The 19,255-nt window shown below is 42.1% G+C and carries 16 protein-coding genes; all 16 read left to right on the top strand.

Annotated features, from left to right (window positions below; all coding sequences use genetic code 11):
• Positions 1–19: 19 nt before the first annotated feature.
• Positions 20–1,285 carry a cation:proton antiporter gene (locus ACQRCC_RS09425; protein WP_427850563.1) on the top strand — a complete coding sequence of 422 codons (1,266 nt, stop codon included), beginning with the start codon at positions 20–22 and terminating at the stop codon, positions 1,283–1,285.
• Positions 1,286–2,518, top strand: a complete 1,233-nt coding sequence (locus ACQRCC_RS09420) for a helix-turn-helix domain-containing protein (protein ID WP_427850562.1) — start codon at positions 1,286–1,288, stop codon at positions 2,516–2,518.
• 303 nt (positions 2,519–2,821) lie between these two features.
• Positions 2,822–4,108 (top strand): sugar ABC transporter substrate-binding protein, encoded by a 1,287-nt coding sequence (locus tag ACQRCC_RS09415; protein ID WP_427850561.1) that lies wholly within the window; start codon positions 2,822–2,824, stop codon positions 4,106–4,108.
• A 17-nt stretch (positions 4,109–4,125) separates the two neighbouring features.
• Entirely contained in the window at positions 4,126–4,992 is an 867-nt protein-coding gene (locus ACQRCC_RS09410; protein WP_427850560.1) for a carbohydrate ABC transporter permease, read from the top strand.
• Entirely contained in the window at positions 4,992–5,825 is an 834-nt protein-coding gene (locus ACQRCC_RS09405) for a carbohydrate ABC transporter permease (protein WP_427850559.1), read from the top strand. Before ACQRCC_RS09410 ends, ACQRCC_RS09405 begins: the two co-directional genes overlap by 1 nt.
• Positions 5,826–5,972: 147 nt before the next feature.
• Entirely contained in the window at positions 5,973–6,824 is an 852-nt protein-coding gene (gene dinD, locus ACQRCC_RS09400; protein WP_427850558.1) for a DNA damage-inducible protein D, read from the top strand.
• A gap of 43 nt (positions 6,825–6,867) precedes the next feature.
• Entirely contained in the window at positions 6,868–7,572 is a 705-nt protein-coding gene (locus ACQRCC_RS09395; protein WP_427850557.1) for an SDR family oxidoreductase, read from the top strand.
• A 163-nt stretch (positions 7,573–7,735) separates the two neighbouring features.
• Entirely contained in the window at positions 7,736–9,253 is a 1,518-nt protein-coding gene (locus tag ACQRCC_RS09390) for an IS1182 family transposase (protein ID WP_427850556.1), read from the top strand.
• 235 nt (positions 9,254–9,488) lie between these two features.
• On the top strand, positions 9,489–9,722 hold the full coding sequence (locus ACQRCC_RS09385) for a hypothetical protein (protein ID WP_427850555.1): 234 nt from the start codon (positions 9,489–9,491) through the stop codon (positions 9,720–9,722).
• Positions 9,715–11,085: an MATE family efflux transporter gene (locus tag ACQRCC_RS09380; protein ID WP_427850554.1), complete on the top strand. Its 1,371-nt coding sequence runs from the start codon at positions 9,715–9,717 to the stop codon at positions 11,083–11,085. The genes ACQRCC_RS09385 and ACQRCC_RS09380 overlap by 8 nt, the downstream gene beginning before the upstream one ends.
• Complete coding sequence (locus ACQRCC_RS09375; protein ID WP_427850553.1) at positions 11,082–12,875, top strand: ABC transporter ATP-binding protein; 1,794 nt, start codon at positions 11,082–11,084, stop codon at positions 12,873–12,875. The genes ACQRCC_RS09380 and ACQRCC_RS09375 overlap by 4 nt, the downstream gene beginning before the upstream one ends.
• Positions 12,850–14,670, top strand: a complete 1,821-nt coding sequence (locus tag ACQRCC_RS09370; protein WP_427850552.1) for an ABC transporter ATP-binding protein — start codon at positions 12,850–12,852, stop codon at positions 14,668–14,670. Before ACQRCC_RS09375 ends, ACQRCC_RS09370 begins: the two co-directional genes overlap by 26 nt.
• Before the next feature lie 33 nt (positions 14,671–14,703).
• Positions 14,704–17,322, top strand: coding sequence for an FtsX-like permease family protein (locus tag ACQRCC_RS09365; RefSeq protein ID WP_427850551.1), 2,619 nt, complete (start codon positions 14,704–14,706; stop codon positions 17,320–17,322).
• Positions 17,319–18,029, top strand: coding sequence for an ABC transporter ATP-binding protein (locus ACQRCC_RS09360; protein ID WP_427850550.1), 711 nt, complete (start codon positions 17,319–17,321; stop codon positions 18,027–18,029). The genes ACQRCC_RS09365 and ACQRCC_RS09360 overlap by 4 nt, the downstream gene beginning before the upstream one ends.
• Positions 18,029–18,688, top strand: coding sequence for a YczE/YyaS/YitT family protein (locus tag ACQRCC_RS09355; RefSeq protein ID WP_427850549.1), 660 nt, complete (start codon positions 18,029–18,031; stop codon positions 18,686–18,688). Before ACQRCC_RS09360 ends, ACQRCC_RS09355 begins: the two co-directional genes overlap by 1 nt.
• A 145-nt stretch (positions 18,689–18,833) precedes the next feature.
• Positions 18,834–19,250, top strand: coding sequence for a YjdF family protein (locus tag ACQRCC_RS09350; RefSeq protein ID WP_427850548.1), 417 nt, complete (start codon positions 18,834–18,836; stop codon positions 19,248–19,250).
• Positions 19,251–19,255: the final 5 nt, after the last annotated feature.

The raw sequence follows: 19,255 nt of genomic DNA, 5'->3' as shown, positions 1-19,255 counted from the left end.
TGAAAGGGAGATAAATATTATGTCTGGTTTTTTACCGCAGGCGGTAATACTGCTTTTTTTAATTGTATTATTAGGATTTTTTAACGAGAAGGTTACAAAATTTCCTTATGAAATTTCATTGATGTTGTATTCTGTTGTAATTGGAGCAGGAGTTTTGATTTTTGTTTCCGTGCTGAGCGACACTCCTGTGAGAAAAATGCTTGAGAATCTGCAGGTATTTAATCTGGAAGAACTTTTGATGGAAGGCGTCCTGTGCTTTATGCTTTTTGCAGGCTCCTGCCATATGCGGCTTCTGGATTTCAAAAAGCATGCTCGGCCGATTACATTGCTTTCCATTGTTGCTACACTGTTGGGGGCTATATTTTATGGTGTTCTGTTTTATGCAGGGGCATCTCTTCTGGGGTTGCCGTTTACTTTTCCAGTCTGTCTGATGTTCGGAAGTATTACGGCTCCGACAGACCCGATCGCAGCAACAAGTATTCTGAAGAAATTCAATCTTCCAAAGGATATCAGTTTCATCATGGAAGGAGAATCTCTTTTTAATGACGGCGTGGGCGTCGCACTGTTCGTATGTTTTTCCGGAATGGTGACGATGCAGGAAAATGGCAGCTTTTTAGCTGTTATGGGAAAAGAGCTGTTCGGAGCGGTGTTAGTCGGAGTTCTGGTAACAGCGGTATGTTTCCCGATCTTTGCGTTAACCGGAGAGGGAAACAGAAGGATTTTTGTTAGTCTGCTGGCTGTTTCCCTGGCATATGTTCTGTGTGAACATTTTGGATTTTCCGGTGCCATCGCTTCTGTAGTGTGTGGAATTCTGTTTTCAGCACTTCGAAATCACAGAGAGCAGAAAGGGAAGCCGATTGATCTGCAGGAGTTTGATACTTTCTGGGAAATTCTGGATAATCTGCTGAATTCGATTCTATACGTGATCATGGGCCTGACTTTTGTGCATATTCTGCAGATGCCACAGGTACTTTTGATATCCTGTTTTGCCATCATATTCAATCTGATCGGTCGATCCTCAAGCGTAGGCCTTGCAACTTTATTTGCAGGAAAACTTCCGAACGGATACGATAAGCTCAGCTTTATAAAGCTGCTTACATACGGTGGTCTGCGAGGCGGACTGAGTATTGCGCTGGCAATGAGTACCAGAGAAATGGTAGGTACCGAGACTTACAATATTATTCTGGGCAGCACGTATGCGATTGTATTCTTTACGACGGTCGTACAGGGAATGACGATGAAACAGGTATATCAGAGAATTGAAAAGAAGATAAGTGAAGGATAGATGGATATAGAAATTGGAAAAGCTATTTGTTACAGTATATCAAAAGCATATACAACAGGAGTAAGGTTGTATCAAAATGAAACGCGTTTATGTTATTATTCGCCTTACAATATAACCCCGGATCCATTACAGCCCTTTTTGCATCAGATTCTGGATTCTGACAGAGAAGCTGGAATCATTACGACTCCATTGTTTCAATTTTATGCTTTCCTGACACTGGAACCAGAGCTTCGCATTATTATTGGACCGACGTGTGCGTTAAAAGATAACGGAAAAGCAATGGATGAGTTGCTGGCAATGCTTAGAATCAGAAAAGAAGAAAGAGAAAACTATATGCGATGGTTATGCAGTGCGCCAGTCATTCACATAGACAGGCTTGCATGGTTGCTGGTTTCTCTGGAAACAATATTGAAGCAAAGAATTTTTTCAGTAGAGGAAGTGTGGATAGATAATGTGTTTCAGGGTGACCGACAATCAGTTCAGATTGAATATGCTGAGAATCGGATGAATAATGTGGAGGATATGGGAATATCTCAGGCAATTAAACAACGATATAGCTGGGAAGGAATAATATTTTCCTATATTGAAAATGGACGAACTGAGAAACTTCGGGAAATATTCACTGCTCCACCAAAAGTTTATGCAGGAAGTAATATCTATGATGGGTTACGGCAAATGAAAAACCGGGGAATCAGTATGACAGCCTGCGCATCGCAGGCCGCCATACGGGGAGGAATGGAGCTGGAGCAGGCTTTTTTAATGGAGGAGTTGTATACAGAAAGGTTAGAATTAGTACAGGAACTCATGGGTGTTGAAAGGTTGATTCAGGAGATGATCCTTGATTTTGCCGGGGAGGTAGAAAAATTGCATTGTCCGGTTGACAACAAAGATTCTTTTTGCAAAATGTGTATTCAATATATTTCCCGTAATGTATTCTCACATATTCAGATTGAGAATATGGCAAAAGAACTTGGGTATAGCAGGCCGTATCTATGCAGTCGGTTCAAACAGGAGATGGGGATTACTTTGACGCAGTATATTCAGCAGGTAAAAGTAGAGGAGGCAAAACGGATGCTTCAATTCAGTGATTATAATCTGAGTGAAATTGCAGGGTTGCTCAGTTTTTCCTCTCAGAGTCATTTTCAGACAGTATTTAAAAAAATTACAGGGCTGACGCCATTGGCTTACCAGAAACAGGTAAGAATAATAAAACATCAGATGAAACGAGATTGATTCATATAGATATAATCAATATATAGAGAACATATATGTGAAAAATCAATAAGAGTGTTAGTGGATAGAATACATATTTGAAATCCAGATGACATATACGAAATACTGTTGGGATAACGTATGATAAAATACAAATATTCGAGATATTTCGATTATCGTAGTATTGCATCAAATATTGAAATATAGTATCTGACAAGGGGAAATATATTTGCAGAAGCCAATAAAAGTAATGCACGATTAGAAAAGATTTTTGGAAAGGGAGGAATATGAGATAGGAAGCTTCTGGTATTTCATATAAGTATTATGAAAAAGAAACTGATAAGTATTTTATTGATTTCTTCCATGACACTTGCACTGGTGACAGGATGTGGTGGAAACAAGGAAAGCAATGAGAACAATGGAAGCGGGGAGACTGCAAAAGAGGAATCTGCAGGAGAGAAGATTACATTTATGGTTCCTGATTGGGGTGTTCCAACAGATGACCAGCTTGCTGCATTTACAGATGAGACCGGAATCGAAGTAGAGATTGCAGAAGTGGGCTGGGATGATATTCGTGAAAAACTGGCTACCGCAGCTGCAGCAGGAGAATGTGCGGCAGACGTAGTAGAGGTTGACTGGTCATGGGTTGGTGAATTTCAGGCAGCAGACTGGTTAGAGCCATTGGAAGTATCCGAGGAAGACAAAGCTGATATGCCAACGATTGAGACATTTTCAATTGATGGAAAGGTTTTGGCTATGCCATATGCGAATGATTATCGTCTGGGCTATTATAATAAAAAACAGTTTGAAGCAGCTGGGGTTACAGAAGAACCTCAGACATGGGATGATGTACTTGAAGCATGCAGAAAGTTAAAATCTACCGGAACTGTAGACTATCCGTTTGCAATTGCCCTGAATGCTGAGGAAAAGACATCCACGTGTCTGATGTGGCTTGCATACACAATGAATGGCGTTGTATGGAACGATGACGGAACATTGAATAAAGAATCTGTGACAGAAGCATTGAAATATATTGAGACATTAGTAAAAGAAGAACTGGTAGCACCGGAAGATAAGACTTCCTCAGGAATGGATGCATATATGCGTATCTGTGGAGGAACAGCAAGTTACCTTACAGGACCGACTTCTTTTGTATCCAGAAGCCAGAATGAAGAAATCTGCAATGTTGTCGGAGAAATTGAACCAATCCTTGTTCCGGGTAAGGAAGCCAAGGCAACACAGACAATGGCATTACCGGAAGCAATCGGTGTAACGAAAGCATCAGAAAATAAAGAAGCTGCAAAGAAATTTGTAGAATGGTATACATCTGCTGATATGCAGAAACAGTTAAATGAGACAAACAGTGCAATTCCTACACGTAACTCTGTTTTAGAGGAACTGATCAATAATGGTACTATCCAGAATGCCGGAGCAATGTTAGAAGAGGCAAAATTAATTGCTTCTCCATTCCCGAACGGAGTTCCTTCTTACTATGCTGAGATGAGCAGTGCAATGTATAATGCAATTAACAAGATGGCACTTGGACAGCTTTCAGCAGAAGAAGCCTATGATGAGATGGAAACAGCATTAGAGAAACTGATTAACGAATAATATAGGAAAACAAATAAATGAAAAAAAAGATATTACCTTATCTTTTACTAACACCCATGATTCTCATCATGGGTGTATTAGTATTTTATCCAATTATTGCAACATTTTCATACAGTTTGAAGAAATGGAAACTGACGGCGCCGGGAGATATTCATTTTGTAGGATTAAAAAACTATCTGGATATTTTCCAGTCCGATTCTTTTTGGTACAGTCTGCAGAATACTTTGTTTATTCTCATCGTTGTTGTGGTGCTCACAACAATTATAGGATATCTGACAGCAATGTTTTTAAATATAAAAACGAAATGGTCAGGAGTGTTACTGGCACTGGCTGTTCTTCCGTGGGCGTTACCACCGTTTGTTAATGGTATTTTGTGGAAATTTGTATTTTTTTCAGGATATGGATTTCTTAATAAATTACTGATTGGATTTGGGATTATTAGCAAGCCGATTGAATTCTTAAGCTCAAGATGGACACTGTTATTTGTAGTTTCCATCGTTGTTGTCTGGAGAAGTATTCCTTTTATGGCACTGGTCTGCCTGGCCGGGCGTCAGTCAATTCCGGAAGAACTGTATGAGGCGGCAAAGATGGATGGCGGAACGATGACAATTATATCACGGTACATTACAATGCCGCTTATGAGACCGTTTCTTGCAGTTGGCATCACGTCAGCATCGGTAACCGCAATTAATGTATTTGATGAAATAGTAGCTCTTTCCGGATACAGTGATCTGGGAAAAAATATTTTGATGGAAAGTTATCTGACTACCTTTACATTTTTGAATTTCGGAAAAGGAAGTGCAATGACATATATTGTAATGTTTTTTGCACTGATATTGGGTGTGTTTTATTTACGAAGCCTTAACAGGGAGGTGGAGTACTGATGAAATATTGGAAAAAAGCAGGATATTTTTTGGCAACAGCTCTGTTTCTGATTTTTACGGTTGGTCCGTTTGTGTGGACATTTATCATATCCATTACACCGGATTTTGCAATGTTTGCCCCGACAAGTGATCTCATACCGGATAGTATTACATTTGCAAATTATACAGAACTTTTTTCGGGAACCAGAAGAGGGAAAACTTTTTTCCTGAGTATGTCTAATTCTTTGAAGGCAGTGGCTATAACACTTTGCATTGGCATTCCGATTGCAATTGTGAGCGCATATGTTTTGAGCAGGATGGAGTTTAAGGGAAAAAACGTAATTCGAAATCTTCTTCTGGGTACGATGGTAATACCGGTGATGGCAACGATCATACCATTGTATCGCATGTTTGCGGCAGGGAAGTTTCTGGATGACATTTTCTGGCTCAGTGTGGTCTATGTCAGCTCATATCTGCCAATGGCAACCTGGCTGGTTATGAATTATTTTGCAACAATTCCAAAAGAGCTGGAAGAAGCGGCTCAGATTGACGGATGCGGAAGGGCAGCCTCCTTTTTTCGGATTATACTTCCTCTTTCTCGCCCAATTATACTATCAATTGCATTGATTATGTTTCTGAATACATGGAGTCAGTTTCAAATACCGTTAATTCTTGCATCTTCTATGGAAACAAAGCCGATGGCAATTGTGGTGTCGGAATTTATGACGAAAGATTCTATACAATACGGTCTGATTGCGGCAGCGGGAATGATTGCATTAATTCCGCCTGCTGTCACTGCGTTGATTTTCAGAAGATATTTGATTTCAGGAATGATGAGAGGATCTGTGAAATAGTGGATATGGAATGTTGAGAGGAGTAGTAGGATTTATAATATTTGTCTCGATAATATTTCTTCAAAATATGTTGACCAAAGAACAAACGTTCTGTATAATGTAATTGATACAAAATGATGTATAAGCTAAGAAATTGAGAGGAAGCATATGGATAAAAACCGTATCATGGCAAAAAAGGCACAGTTTGATGATTTGATTCATGTAGATGAAGATGCTCAGGTTGAATATTGGTTGGCAAGAGAATTAATGGAAGCTTTGGGATATGAAAGATGGGAAAATTTTGCCAAATCAATTCGAAGAGCTATGGAATCATGTGATATACAAGGAGTCACTGTTAACGACCATTTTCGTGAGGTCACGAAAATGGTTGGAATAGGCAGTTCGGCTAAAAGAAAAATAAAAGACTTCATGTTAACGAGATATGCATGTTATCTTATTGCGATGAATGGAGATCCGCAAAAGGAAGAGATTGCCTTTGCACAGAGTTATTTTGCAGTTCAAACTAGAAAACAAGAATTGATTGAGGAAAGGATTGCTTTAATAGAAAGAACGCAAGCAAGAGAAAAGCTTAAAGAGTCTGAAAAACGTTTATCGCAGAATATTTATGAAAGAGGAGTTGATGATGCGGGGTTTGGAAGAATACGATCAAAAGGAGATTGTGCATTATTTGGTGGCAGATCAACGCAAGATATGAAACGTAAGTTGGGTGTTAAAGATAATCGTCCGTTAGCAGATTTTCTTCCTACATTAACGATAGCGGCAAAGAATCTGGCAACAGAGATGACAAATTATAATGTTGAAGATAAAGATTTGTATGGTGAGGATGCAATTACAGGTGAGCATGTTCAAAATAATACATCTGTTCGTGAAATGCTTGGACAAAGAGGAATAAAACCGGAAGAATTACCACCAGCGGAAGATATTAAAAAACTGGAACGTCGAGTTAAATCGCAGGAGAAAAAGTTAGAGAAGCAAGTTGAACGGTTGCCTGATAGTTAAACGATACAGAATATCATTATGTATTAAAAGGAGAGGGCGTTATATGGAATTTGAAAATAAAGTGGTCGTGATTTCCGGTGGAGCACATGGAATTGGTAAGGCAATTGCAGAGTCATTTATAAAAGAAGGTGCCTGCGTAGAAGTGATTGATATTGCCAAAGGTTCTCGCTATGTAGGAGATATTAGTAAACAGGATACGTTGGAGGATTTTGCATCATATGTTATAGAAAAATATGGTCATGTTGATTTTTTGATAAATAATGCGTTGCCGCTTATGAAAGGAATTGATGAATGTACATATGAAGAGTTCCAGTATGCATTGTCAGTAGGTGTGACAGCACCATTTTATTTATCAAAGTTGTTTGCAAATTATTTTGCAAAGGGAGCTGTCATTATCAACATGTCTTCCTCAAGGGATAGAATGAGCCAGCCACAAACAGAGAGTTACACAGCTGCAAAAGGTGGTATTGCAGCATTGACACATGCTTTAGCTGTCAGTTTTTCCGGCAAAGTACGTGTTAATTCAATTTCGCCAGGATGGATTGATACAGATTATACGGTTTATAAAGGATCAGATGCAATTCAGCAGCCTGCGGGAAGAGTCGGAAATCCTATGGATATTGCGAATATGGTTTTGTTTCTGTGTTCAGAGAAAGCAGGATTCATTACCGGAGAGAATATCTGTATTGATGGAGGTATGACAAAGCAGATGATTTATCATGGTGATTATGGATGGAAGCTGAATTAATTTCAGGGAGGAGAGTTATCTCCTCCCTCAGACTGTAGACAAAGTCCCGCACTTCTGTGCGGGATTTTTCTATACCAAATGCTGTAAATATAGTATTTATGCGGACTTTTGGGTGTTTTTCTGGTACAATAGAAGTATCAAATCAAGGCAGGTACTTTTACTTATGATGACCCAGAATGCAGATAAAAAAAGAGAACAGGTGCAGTTTTTTTGCATGGATGACATGGTACCACAGGATCACCTTTTACGAATCATAGACAAGGCAATTGACTGGAACTTCATTTATGACCTTGTAGCCGAAAAATATTCGCAAGACAATGGTCGTCCCAGTATGGATCCCGTGATGCTGATCAAGATTCCTTTTATTCAGTATCTCTATGGAATCAAAAGTATGCGGCAGACCTGCAAAGAAATCGAGGTAAATGTTGCCTACCGGTGGTTTCTTGGCCTGGATATGATGGATAAGGTGCCGCATTTTTCTACATTCGGGAAAAACTATACCAGACGATTTAAGGATACAGACCTTTTTGAACAGATATTTTCCCATATCCTGATGGAGTGTTATAAATTTAAACTTGTTGATCCCAGTGAAGTTTTTGTGGATGCCACTCATGTAAAGGCAAGGGCCAACAATAAAAAGATGCAGAAACGCATTGCCCATGAAGAGGCCCTGTTCTATGAGGAACTTTTAAAAAAGGAAATCAACGAAGACAGGGAAGTTCATGGAAAGAAACCGCTGAAGGAAAAGAAAGACAAGGATGATGATAATGACAGCACACTATCAGCCGGAGGCGATTCCAAAGAAGTCACAGATAACATCCCAAAAGATGCGAAAACAATAAAGTGCAGCACTACTGATCCTGAAAGCGGATGGTTTCGCAAAGGGGAGCACAAGAATGTATTTGCCTACGCAATAGAAACTGCCTGTGATAAGAATGGCTGGATTCTTGGTTATACAATCAACCCGGGGAATCAGCATGACAGCAGAACTTTTAAGGGGCTGTATGATAAGATCAAGGATATCGGTATAGAAACACTGGTTGCAGATGCAGGATATAAAACTCCGGCGATTGCAAAGCTTTTGATAGATGCTGGAATCAAACCTCTCTTACCTTACAAAAGACCAATGACCAAAGATGGATTCTTCAAGAAATATGAGTATGTGTATGATGAGTATTATGATTGTTATATCTGTCCCAACAATCAGGTGCTGACATATCGTACAACAAACAGGGATGGATATAGGGAATATAAAAGCTGTGGAGCAGTCTGTGCACAATGCCCGTATCTTTCACAGTGTACTGAGAGCAGGGATCATGTAAAAACAGTAACCCGGCATATATGGGAATCATACATGGAAATTTGTGAAGACATCCGTCAGACATTGGGAATGAAGGATTTATATGCTCAGAGAAAAGAAACCATAGAAAGACTCTTTGGAACAGCAAAGGAGAATCATGGTTTTCGATATACACAGATGTACGGAAAAGCCCGGATGGAAATGAAAGTCGGGCTTACGTTTGCGTGTATGAACTTGAAAAAGTTAGCAAAGATAAAGGCAAAATGGGGATTGCTGGAGGAGAGAAAACCGCATAAAAATACAATTTTGGATGCAATTCGTTTGATAAAAGAAATATGGCTCTGGGATATAAATCCCAGAGCCGCTTTGTCTACAGTCTGAGGGAGGAGAGTTATCTCCTCCCTGTTATGCTATTTTCTAATACTTTCCATATTATCCTATTGTAGGATATAATAATAATTGTTACAATTATAGAGGAAAAGGTTAGTTGAAAAATAAGAGGATTCATAATATGGTGGAATTAAATGAAAATGCCATTGCCTACATGAAAAGGCTGGGCTATACAGATATTGTTCTGGAGACAATAGAATTTACCAGTTGATGTGCGCCTCCACATATGGAGATGTCAGTAGGTTTTGCTGATGAGGAGGAAGCGTATTACACCGGGCTGGGATTTGTCTGTGATGAGAGTGTGATGGGAAAGGTATATTATCCGAAAGACGGAGTGAAGATAGAAGGGGCGATCATAGTACGGTATATGGAATATCCATGGATCAGTGCATTTGAAATCGATGGAATTTATGCACTGCCATCGGAAGAAAAGAATAAATCGGAGGGTAATAATGAGTAAAAGCAAACAGGTGAATTTGATTGAGGGTTCGATATTAAAATCGCTGGTGATGCTGGCGATGCCGATCGTGGCATCGTCTTTTTTGGGTACAGTTTATAATATTACGGATATGGCATGGATTGGAATGCTGGGATCGAAAGCGGTTGCGGGAGTCGGAGTCGGCGGTATGTATATCTGGCTGTCGCAGGGACTTTCTTCTCTTGCCAGAATGGGCGGACAGGTCCATGTGGCGCAGGAGATCGGAGCAGGAAGACGAAAGGAAGCAGGAGAGTATGCGAAAGCTGCACTTCAGCTGGTAACGGTATTTGGCATCCTGTTTGCTTCCATTAGTATCCTTTTTACCAGAGAACTGGTGGCAGTGTTTGGGCTTGGTAATGCTCAGGCAGAGACTTACGCAGTCAGCTATACAAGAATCACCTGTGGGATGATTCTGTTTTCCTATCTGGCAGTAGTGTTGACGGGAATCTACACTGCTCAGGGAGATTCAAAAACGCCCCTCAAGGCGAACTTTATCGGGCTGGTGACCAATATGATCCTGGATCCGGTTCTGATCCTTGGGCTGGGGCCGTTTCCAAGACTGGAAGTGACAGGGGCTGCAGTGGCAACCGTGGTGGCACAGTGCATTGTAATGATAGTCATGATTCTTGGCATTGTGAAAGATAAGAGCGGACAGAATGTGCTGCGTGGAATATGTCTTAATAAGATGACTGGCAAAAAATATTATGGAGGAGTGTGCCGGATCGGCATACCAACAGCGATACAGGGAAGCATGTACTGTATGATTTCTATGGTGCTTACCAAAATGGTTGCATCTTTCGGTGCGGATGCCGTGGCAGTTCAGCGCGTGGGCGGACAGGTGGAGGCGCTTTCGTGGAACATGGCAGATGGATTTGCGGCAGCGATTAATGCGTTTGTGGCTCAGAATTACGGGGCTGGTAAAATGGACAGAGTCCGCAGGGGATACCGGATATCCTTCTGGGCAGCGGCTATATGGGGAAGTATGATTATGCTGATGTTCCTGGTTTTGCCGGTACAGATATCTCATGTCTTTTTCTATGAGGAAGACGTTATTCGGTTAGCCGTGGATTATCTGATTATTCTTGGATTCGGTGAAGCGTTTATGTGTGTGGAACTGATGACAGTCGGAGCTTTGTCAGGGCTTGGGAAAACAAAGCTTTGCAGCGTGATCAGCATATTGTTTACCGGTTCGCGGATTCCGCTGGCGATTCTGTTATCGTCTTCCGTGCTGGCACTGAATGGAATCTGGTGGGCGCTTACATCTACATCCGTTGCCAAGGGAATTGTGTTTACATTGACATTTTTAGCAGTTGCAGGCAGATATAAGAGAAAGGAGCTCGTATGAAAAAACATGGAAGGTTGCATTTGATCCTGCGTTTTTCACAGCAGGTCAGAGGCTATTTTTTGATTGTTCTGCTGGCCTCTTTTATTTCTACAATACTGAATGCTCTGATTCCCAGAATTTTCAGTTTCACCATCGATCAGGTGCTGGTTCCGGGCGGCATTTCTTATCTGAAGGAGCATTTATGGATACTGTCACTGGTAGTGATCGGGATTGCGCTGGTAAATGGAGTCGCCATTTATCTTTATCGAAGTAATACCGCCAAAGCGGGCGAGACATTTGCAAAGACCATGAGAGATATGCTTTTTTATCATGTACAGCGGCTTCCTGTGAAATGGCATGCGCAGAACCAGACGGGCGACATTATCCAGCGGTGCACAGCGGATGTGGAGACGATCAGAAACTTTGTGGTTACCCAGGTACTGGAGGTATTCCGTACCGTATTTCTTCTGGTGACATCCCTGGTCATGATGTTTTCCATGAATGTGAAGCTGACCTTTGTGGCACTGGCATTTACACCGGTCATCGTGCTCTATTCGGGAGTGTTCTATCATCTCATTGCAAGAAACTTTACCGCGGCGGACGAGGCGGAGGGGGAACTCTCTACGGTTGTCCAGGAAAATGCTACCGGTGTACGTGTGGTCCGGGCATTTGGACGGGAGAAATTTGAGATTGATCGGTTTGATGAGAAGAATGATATCTTTGCCAGACTGTGGATCAGGCTTGGGACGCTGTCAGGACTTTACTGGGCAGTTGGTGACCTGATTACAGGATTCCAGGTTCTTTTTATCATCACTCTGGGCGCAGTTGAGGCGGTGCATGGAGGAATCACAGCCGGAGAATTTATTGCATTTGCTTCTTATAATACAACACTTGTGTGGCCGGTCAGAAGTCTGGGACGTATTCTCTCAGATATGAGTAAAGCAGGTGTTTCCTTTGACCGTGTCAATTACATACTGGATTCGGAAGAAGAGGACATGTCGGAGGAAGGAAAAAAGCCAGAGCATATGGACATTACCTTCGATCATGTGACCTTTGGTTATGGAGACGGACAAAATGTGCTGAAAGATGTGAGTTTCCACATCAAAGAAGGGGCAACCTATGGAATTCTGGGAGGCACCGGTAGTGGAAAGTCAACGCTGGTGCATCTTCTTGACAGGCTGTTTGTGCTGGAAAAAGGCAGGATTCAGATCGGAGGAGTCGATATTCAGGATATTCCCGTGGGATGGCTGCGTGAGCATGTAGGGATGGTCATGCAGGAACCGTTTCTTTTTTCCAGAACTATCCGGGAAAATATTGCGGCAGCGAATCCTGAGGCAACGATGGAAGAAATCCGGGAGGCGGCAAAGATTGCCTGTGTGGATGAGGAAATCCTTTCATTTCCGGATGGGTACGATACTATGGTGGGCGAGAGAGGTGTGACCCTGTCCGGCGGTCAGAGACAGCGGGTAGCCATTGCCAGAATGCTCATCGCAAAAGCGCCGATCATGGTGTTTGATGACTCTCTGTCTGCGGTAGATGCAGAGACGGATACCAGAATCCGGCGGGCATTGAAGGAGAAAATGAAGGATGCAACGGTGATTCTGATTTCCCACCGGATTACGACACTTATGGAAGCGGACCGGATTCTGGTGCTGAACCATGGAAAAGAAGAGGAAACCGGAACCCATCGGGAGCTGATTGAACGGGATGGTATTTACCGGAAGATTTATGAGATCCAGATGAATCAGGATGATCGAAGATTACTGGAGGAGGGAGGAGAGGTAGATGAAAGAATCAGTGACAGACAGTAAGACATTCAGCTTTGGAATCTGGAAAAAGATGCTGCCTTTCTTCAGACCTTACTATAAATATTTTATCACGACCATCAGTCTGAATGTACTTCTGGTACTTGTGGATGTGGTAGTTCCGCTGTTCCAGAGTTATGCCATCGATCATTTTATTGTGCCGGATACGCTGGAAGGAGTGGGACCCTTTGCATTTGCCTATGCTTTTGTAATTATTATGCAGACAGTCTGCGTGTTCATAAGCGTAAGGGCGGCAATCAATATTGAAATGAATGTGGGAAAAGATCTGAAGCGGGCGCAGTTTGTACACCTGCAGAAGTTATCATTTTCCTATTATAATACGACCCCGGTGGGTTACATCCATGCCAGGGTCATGAGTGATACCCTGAAAATCGCAACCGTACTTGCGTGGGGACTGGTAGATATGTTCTGGGCGCTGGCCTATGTGGTGGGCGTATTTGTAATCATGTTTGTCCTGAACTGGAGGCTTGCATCAATCGTAATCCTTGTGGTCCCGTTTATTGCAGTTCTTACGGCATTTTTCCAGAAGAAAATGCTGTTCTGGAACCGGAAGATCCGGGAGACCAATTCTGAGATCACAGGAGCCTTTAATGAAGGAATCACGGGAGCTCAGACCAGCAAGACACTGGTTATGGAAGAATTGAATGACAGATCATTTCGGGAAATCACCGGAAGAATGAAGGAAAGTTCCATGACACTGGCGAAACTAACAGCAATCTACATGCCGCTGATTCTGTTTTTCAGCTCATCGGTGACAGCGTTCGTGCTGGCAAGAGGAGGTTACTTTGTACAGAATCAGGTGATTGCCCTTGGAACATTATCCGTATTCCTGTCATACGCGGTGAGCATCTTTGAGCCCATTCAGCAGCTGGCAAGACTGATGTCGGATATGGTGGCTTGCCAGGCAAATATCGAGCGGGTAGTGGGACTTCTGGAACAGGAGCCGAATGTGACGGACTCCCCGGAGGTTATAGAAAAATATGGAGATGCGGTGCATCCGAAAAAGGATAACTGGGAACCAATCAAAGGAGAAATCGAATTTCGAAATGTAACATTCTGTTATCCGGACGGAAAGGAAAATGTGCTGGAAGATTTCAATCTGAAGATTCCTGCCGGAACGAAGGTGGCAATTGTGGGAGATACCGGTGCCGGAAAGTCTACCATTGTCAATCTGGCGGGACGGTTCTTTGAACCGACGAAAGGACAGATACTGATTGACGGCAGAGATTACAGAGAGCGCTCTCAGCTGTGGCTTCACAGTCAGATTGGATATGTGCTGCAGAATCCTCATCTGTTTTCAGGAACAATCCGTGAAAATATACGATACGGAAGGCTGGACGCCACAGACGCGGAAGTAGAAGAGGCAGCGAGAAAGGTATCGGCAGATCAGGTCATCGCAAAACTGGAAAAAGGTTATGATACAGACGTCGGCGAGGGCGGTAACCGGCTGTCTACCGGAGAGAAACAGCTGATCTCATTTGCCAGGGCTATCCTTGCGAATCCAGCCATCTTTGTGCTGGATGAGGCAACCTCTTCCATCGATACCTGGACGGAACAGCTGATCCAGAAGGCAACGGACAGACTGCTTGCGGGACATACCTCATTTATGATCGCTCACAGGCTGTCAACGGTACGGAATGCCGACATCATTCTGGTGATGAAGGACGGCAAGATCATAGAACAGGGAAATCACCGGGAACTGATCCATAAAAAAGGACAGTATTACCGGCTGTATTCCAGACAATTTGAGGAAGAAAAGATGCTTAAGGTATTTGGATAAGCGAAAGATAGAGGAAACGAAGGCGGATTGCAGATGAAAAAACGAAGAAGAAAATCGAGTGTGTATTATGTTCAGGTAATCATAGGATTACTGGTTGTTCTTTCCCTGTTTTTTGTGAAATACTATATGGAAGGGCAGTATTATTTTTGCTGGGAAATTATTTCTAAATGGATAACAGAAAAAAAATTTTGCCCGGAGTATCTTCCTTTTCTGGAAGAAAGCTTTTTTGCATTTTTATTTGGCATAAGAACACTCCTGCTGATTACAAAAGGACATGCGGGATTGCTTTATCATTTGTCCGGATTCAGTCTGTGGTTTTCCTGTGCGCCCTTTCTCATTTTTACGCAAATGCAGGATCCATTGCCCTATGTCGGACCCTGCGGAATCCTGCTTATTCTCTTCCTGATAGAATTTTTGGGATTGAAATTTCTGGAGCAGAAGGAAGAAATTGAAGAAATATATGAGACTTCCAGAAAAAGAGAACGGGAGGAAAAAGAACACAGAAAAAGGGCAAATGATTTTCCGGGGCAATATCCAAAAGAATTTTACGGGATTGTAAGAAGCCATTTCCGGTATTACTGGAAAGAGCAGATGACTGTGCTTCTTGCAGCAACTCTGATTTCTGCAATCACACAGACGGTTTTGGCGGTCTTTCTCATGACACAGGAAATATACAGGAAAGACGGAACTTTCAATTTCTTTATTGGTGAGGGAATATATAAGCTGTTTCGGAATCTGGGGTTAATATTAATTGTGCTTTCCATCTGCATGATGTATATGATATGCTCATGGTACATACGGGAACAAAGAAGATCGTTTCGCCTGCTGGTCATTCTTGGTATCCGGAAACGGACGGCTTACCTGATCTTTCTGTGCGGGTATACAGCCAATATATTGGGAGGCGCGATCCTCGGCACACTGGCGGGAATGGCCGCATCAATACTTGCTAAAAATGCACTCCTAAAAGGTTTTCAGGAGAGTATCGCATTCACAGGAGGACTTAGTTTTACAAGTATCGGCATTGGCCTCCTTCTCTATCTGATAGAAATGCTCCTCGCATTAGCCTTCAATCAGGATAGTTTTCTGGCTGTTGGAGAATCAACAGATATGACAGATGATGTCAGGGCAGATTATTTTCCGCAGAAGAAACTGCCGGTGTATATTTTCCTGGGCGTCTGTTTCTACGGACTTGGATGCATCTGGTTCTCAATCAGGGAATGGGCAGAAATGGACTTTATTCATATATTAACAGTGTCCGGCTGTGTGCTTCTAATCATAGGAGTTTTTGCGTATTTCCTGAAAAAAAGAAGAGAAAAAGAGCAGTATTACGAAAAATTATTTCATTGGAATACATTCTATTACCGTTTTTGGAAAAACATGGGCTCCCTTTGCTTTTTGTCAGTGTTACATTTCTGTGTTCTGGCGATTTTTGCAGTACAATTGATTGGAGCTGTGACAAAACAGGATGTAGAAGAAATGTATCCCTATGATTTTGTATATAAGGCTTACGAGTCGGAAATCCCAGAGCTGGAAACGATCATACAGGAAAATGAAATTCAGGCAGAGCAATATCCCATGATGGTGATGACTTCCATCTACGGAAGTGATAAATTAGCCAACTGGGGCAGCACCAGACCAATCCAGTGGCCCCAGGGTCAGCACATAGCGGTATCGGAATCCACATATTATAAATTGAAAGAGGCAAAAGGAGAAGAAAGCAGGGAGCTTGATTTGGACCAGGAAGAGATGCATGTGGTCTATCAGCAGGATCTGTCTGCGAAAGCACATACGATTGACTGGGACAGCACGCGAATCCAGAAACATCTCCGTTTCGGTCAGCCACTGATCTATTATAATACTGCGGATTATCAGAACGTATTTCCGGGAAGAGAGATAAAAAGCGAAGAAAAATCAAGTCTTACAGGCATCTTTTGTCAGGGAATGCAGGAAAATCTGATCGTTATGACGGATGAATATTTTGAAAAGAACTGGAAAATGATCTCCTCCTATAATCGGGAACAGTGGAGTACGAGGGAACAGGCAGAACTGGCGGAATGGAGAAATTATACGCGTTCACACAACCTGAATATGACAGAGGGACCCACCGTATTGTTTTGTATGAATGTACCGGAAGGCAGAAGAGAAAATGTGGAAAATGAACTAGCAGTGCTGGCAGAAGCGCGTGCATTTGACCAGACCTGGGATAGTCAGATTCAACCTTTTTATGCGAAGGTACAGATGATGGACAATCTGAAATCAGAGATTCTGTTTACCGGAATCGCATATGGATTTATTGTGTGGATACTCACACTTATCTCATTTTTTCAATATTTTGTATATGTAAGAAAAGAAGAAAAAGGCTGGAAATGGGATGATGTTTTTCTGAACAGAATGGGAATGCGGCAAAAAGAGAGGAAGGAAAAGATAGATTTCCAGTTAAAAATATATATGTTTGTGCCATTGCTGATTGGGATAGTCAGCGGAATTATATTTACAGCACTGACATTAAAAGCCAGATTATTTACACCGGGTGAAGTAGTACAATACGCGGAAAAGATGGGAATCGTGTATGCAGTATATATTTGCATCCATATAGGTATATATAAGCTGGAGAAAAAGCATATAAAACATTTGGTAGGGGAAGAGAAATGAAGATATTAGAAGTCAGCAATTTAGTCAGGAATTATCAGATCCCCGGGAATGGGGAAAAGAAAGAAGTTGAAGTATTGAAGAAGATAAGCTTTTCTGTGATGGAGGGCGAGTTCGTAGGGATTATGGGGAAATCCGGATGTGGTAAAACGACTTTGCTCAAAGTGCTGGGATTGATTGATAAGCCAACGGAGGGAAGCTATATCCTGGGAGGGCAGGATACCGGGAAATGCTATCCGGATGAACTGGCAGATATAAGAAGGAATAAAATAGGATTCATTTTTCAGGACTACTATCTGATGGACAGCCTGACGGTGGAAGAGAATATTATGCTTCCAATGATCTTGGGAAAAGGGAAATCTCAGGTTATTAAAGAAAAGGTACATATGCTGAGTTCCAAATTCCAGATAGAAAAGCTTCTCTACAAACATCCCTATGAATTATCAGGAGGAGAGAAGCAAAGAACTGCGATCTGCCGGGCTCTGATGAATGAACCGGATCTGATCCTGGCAGATGAACCGACCGGCAATCTGGACTCACAGTCCGGAAAAATCGTGATTGACGCCTTAACCCAGATAAACAGGGAGTTGAACAAGACTATCATAATGGTCACACATGATCCGGCAATGGCAGAATATTGCAACAGGATCATATTATTAAAGGATGGAAAGATTGCTTCCGAGACGGGTGGCAATGGGGAGGTAACCTAATGAAGATTCGAGTTAGTCATGAATTAGTGTATATTCTGGGGGCAGCCATATTATCTCTGGCAACGGCCATGCTCGCGGCGGCAGATTTTGGCTTGTCTGTCATTGTGTCTCCGGCATATCTTGTCAGCGTAAAAACAGGATTATTAACCTTCGGGCAGGCAGAATACGTGGTACAGGGGATATTATTTATCCTTTTCTGTATCATAATGCGGAAAATAAAACTTCTGTATTTCGGAGCATTTCTTTCCGGAATCATCTACGGATTCATTCTGGATCTGTGGAGAACATGGATTCCCCATCTGAACCCGGACATTTACCCGACGGGAACCCTTCCGATACAGCTGCGAATCGTCTATTTTGTAGTCGGGTTTTTTATAAATGTATTAGGCGTTACACTCTATTTTAAAAACCGCTATTACCCGCAGGTCTATGAATTCTTCGTGAAAGGGGTAAGTGAAAAATACCACATAGAGCTGCCCAAATTTAAATTAGCATTTGACCTGGCCTTCCTTGCGCTTTCTCTGATACTTACTTTGGTTATGTTCCACAAAATCGTAGCGATCGGTGTGGGAACACTGATTATGGCGTGCTGTAACGGGCCGCTGATCGGGGCATACAGCAGATGGTTTGATAAACATTTTGAATTGAAATCAAGGTAACAATCACAAAGATAAAAACGCAATGTACATCTGAAGATGTGCTAGAGCCGGTAGGTAGCCCGGCCGTCCTATGAAAATAGGGTAAGTAACCTGCCCCTCCGGGTTGTCCATTCTTTGTTCATTATCTATTATAGGAGGGATGATTATGGACCATGTAAGCGGAAAACTGACCGTGTATTTTGATGATCCGTTCTGGGTAGGTGTCTTTGAAAGATGTGAAGAGGGCAAGCTATCCGTTGCAAAAGTAACTTTTGGTGCAGAACCAAAAGATTATGAAGTGCAGGAGTTAATTTCAAAATGCTATTTTAGTTTACACTTCAGTCCGGCTGTTGACACTGTTGTAAAGGAGATAAAAAAGAATCCAAAGAGAATGCAGCGTTATGCAAAAAAGCAGATGCAAGAAACCGGCATTGGCACAAAATCACAGCAGGCGTTGAAATTACAGCAGGAACAGAACAAACAGGAACGCAAAGCTCGAAACCGAGAGAAAAGAGAGGCTGAAGAACAGCGTCTGTTTGAACTGAAGCAGCAAAAGAAAAAGGAAAAGCACAAGGGGCATTAGTGTCC

The sequence above is a fragment of the Sporofaciens sp. SGI.106 genome (genome assembly GCF_050314255.1).
Classification (GTDB): Bacteria; Bacillota; Clostridia; order Lachnospirales; family Lachnospiraceae; genus Claveliimonas.
The sequence above is the reverse complement of the archived record's forward strand: the minus strand, read 5'-3'. Positions and strand labels throughout refer to the sequence as shown.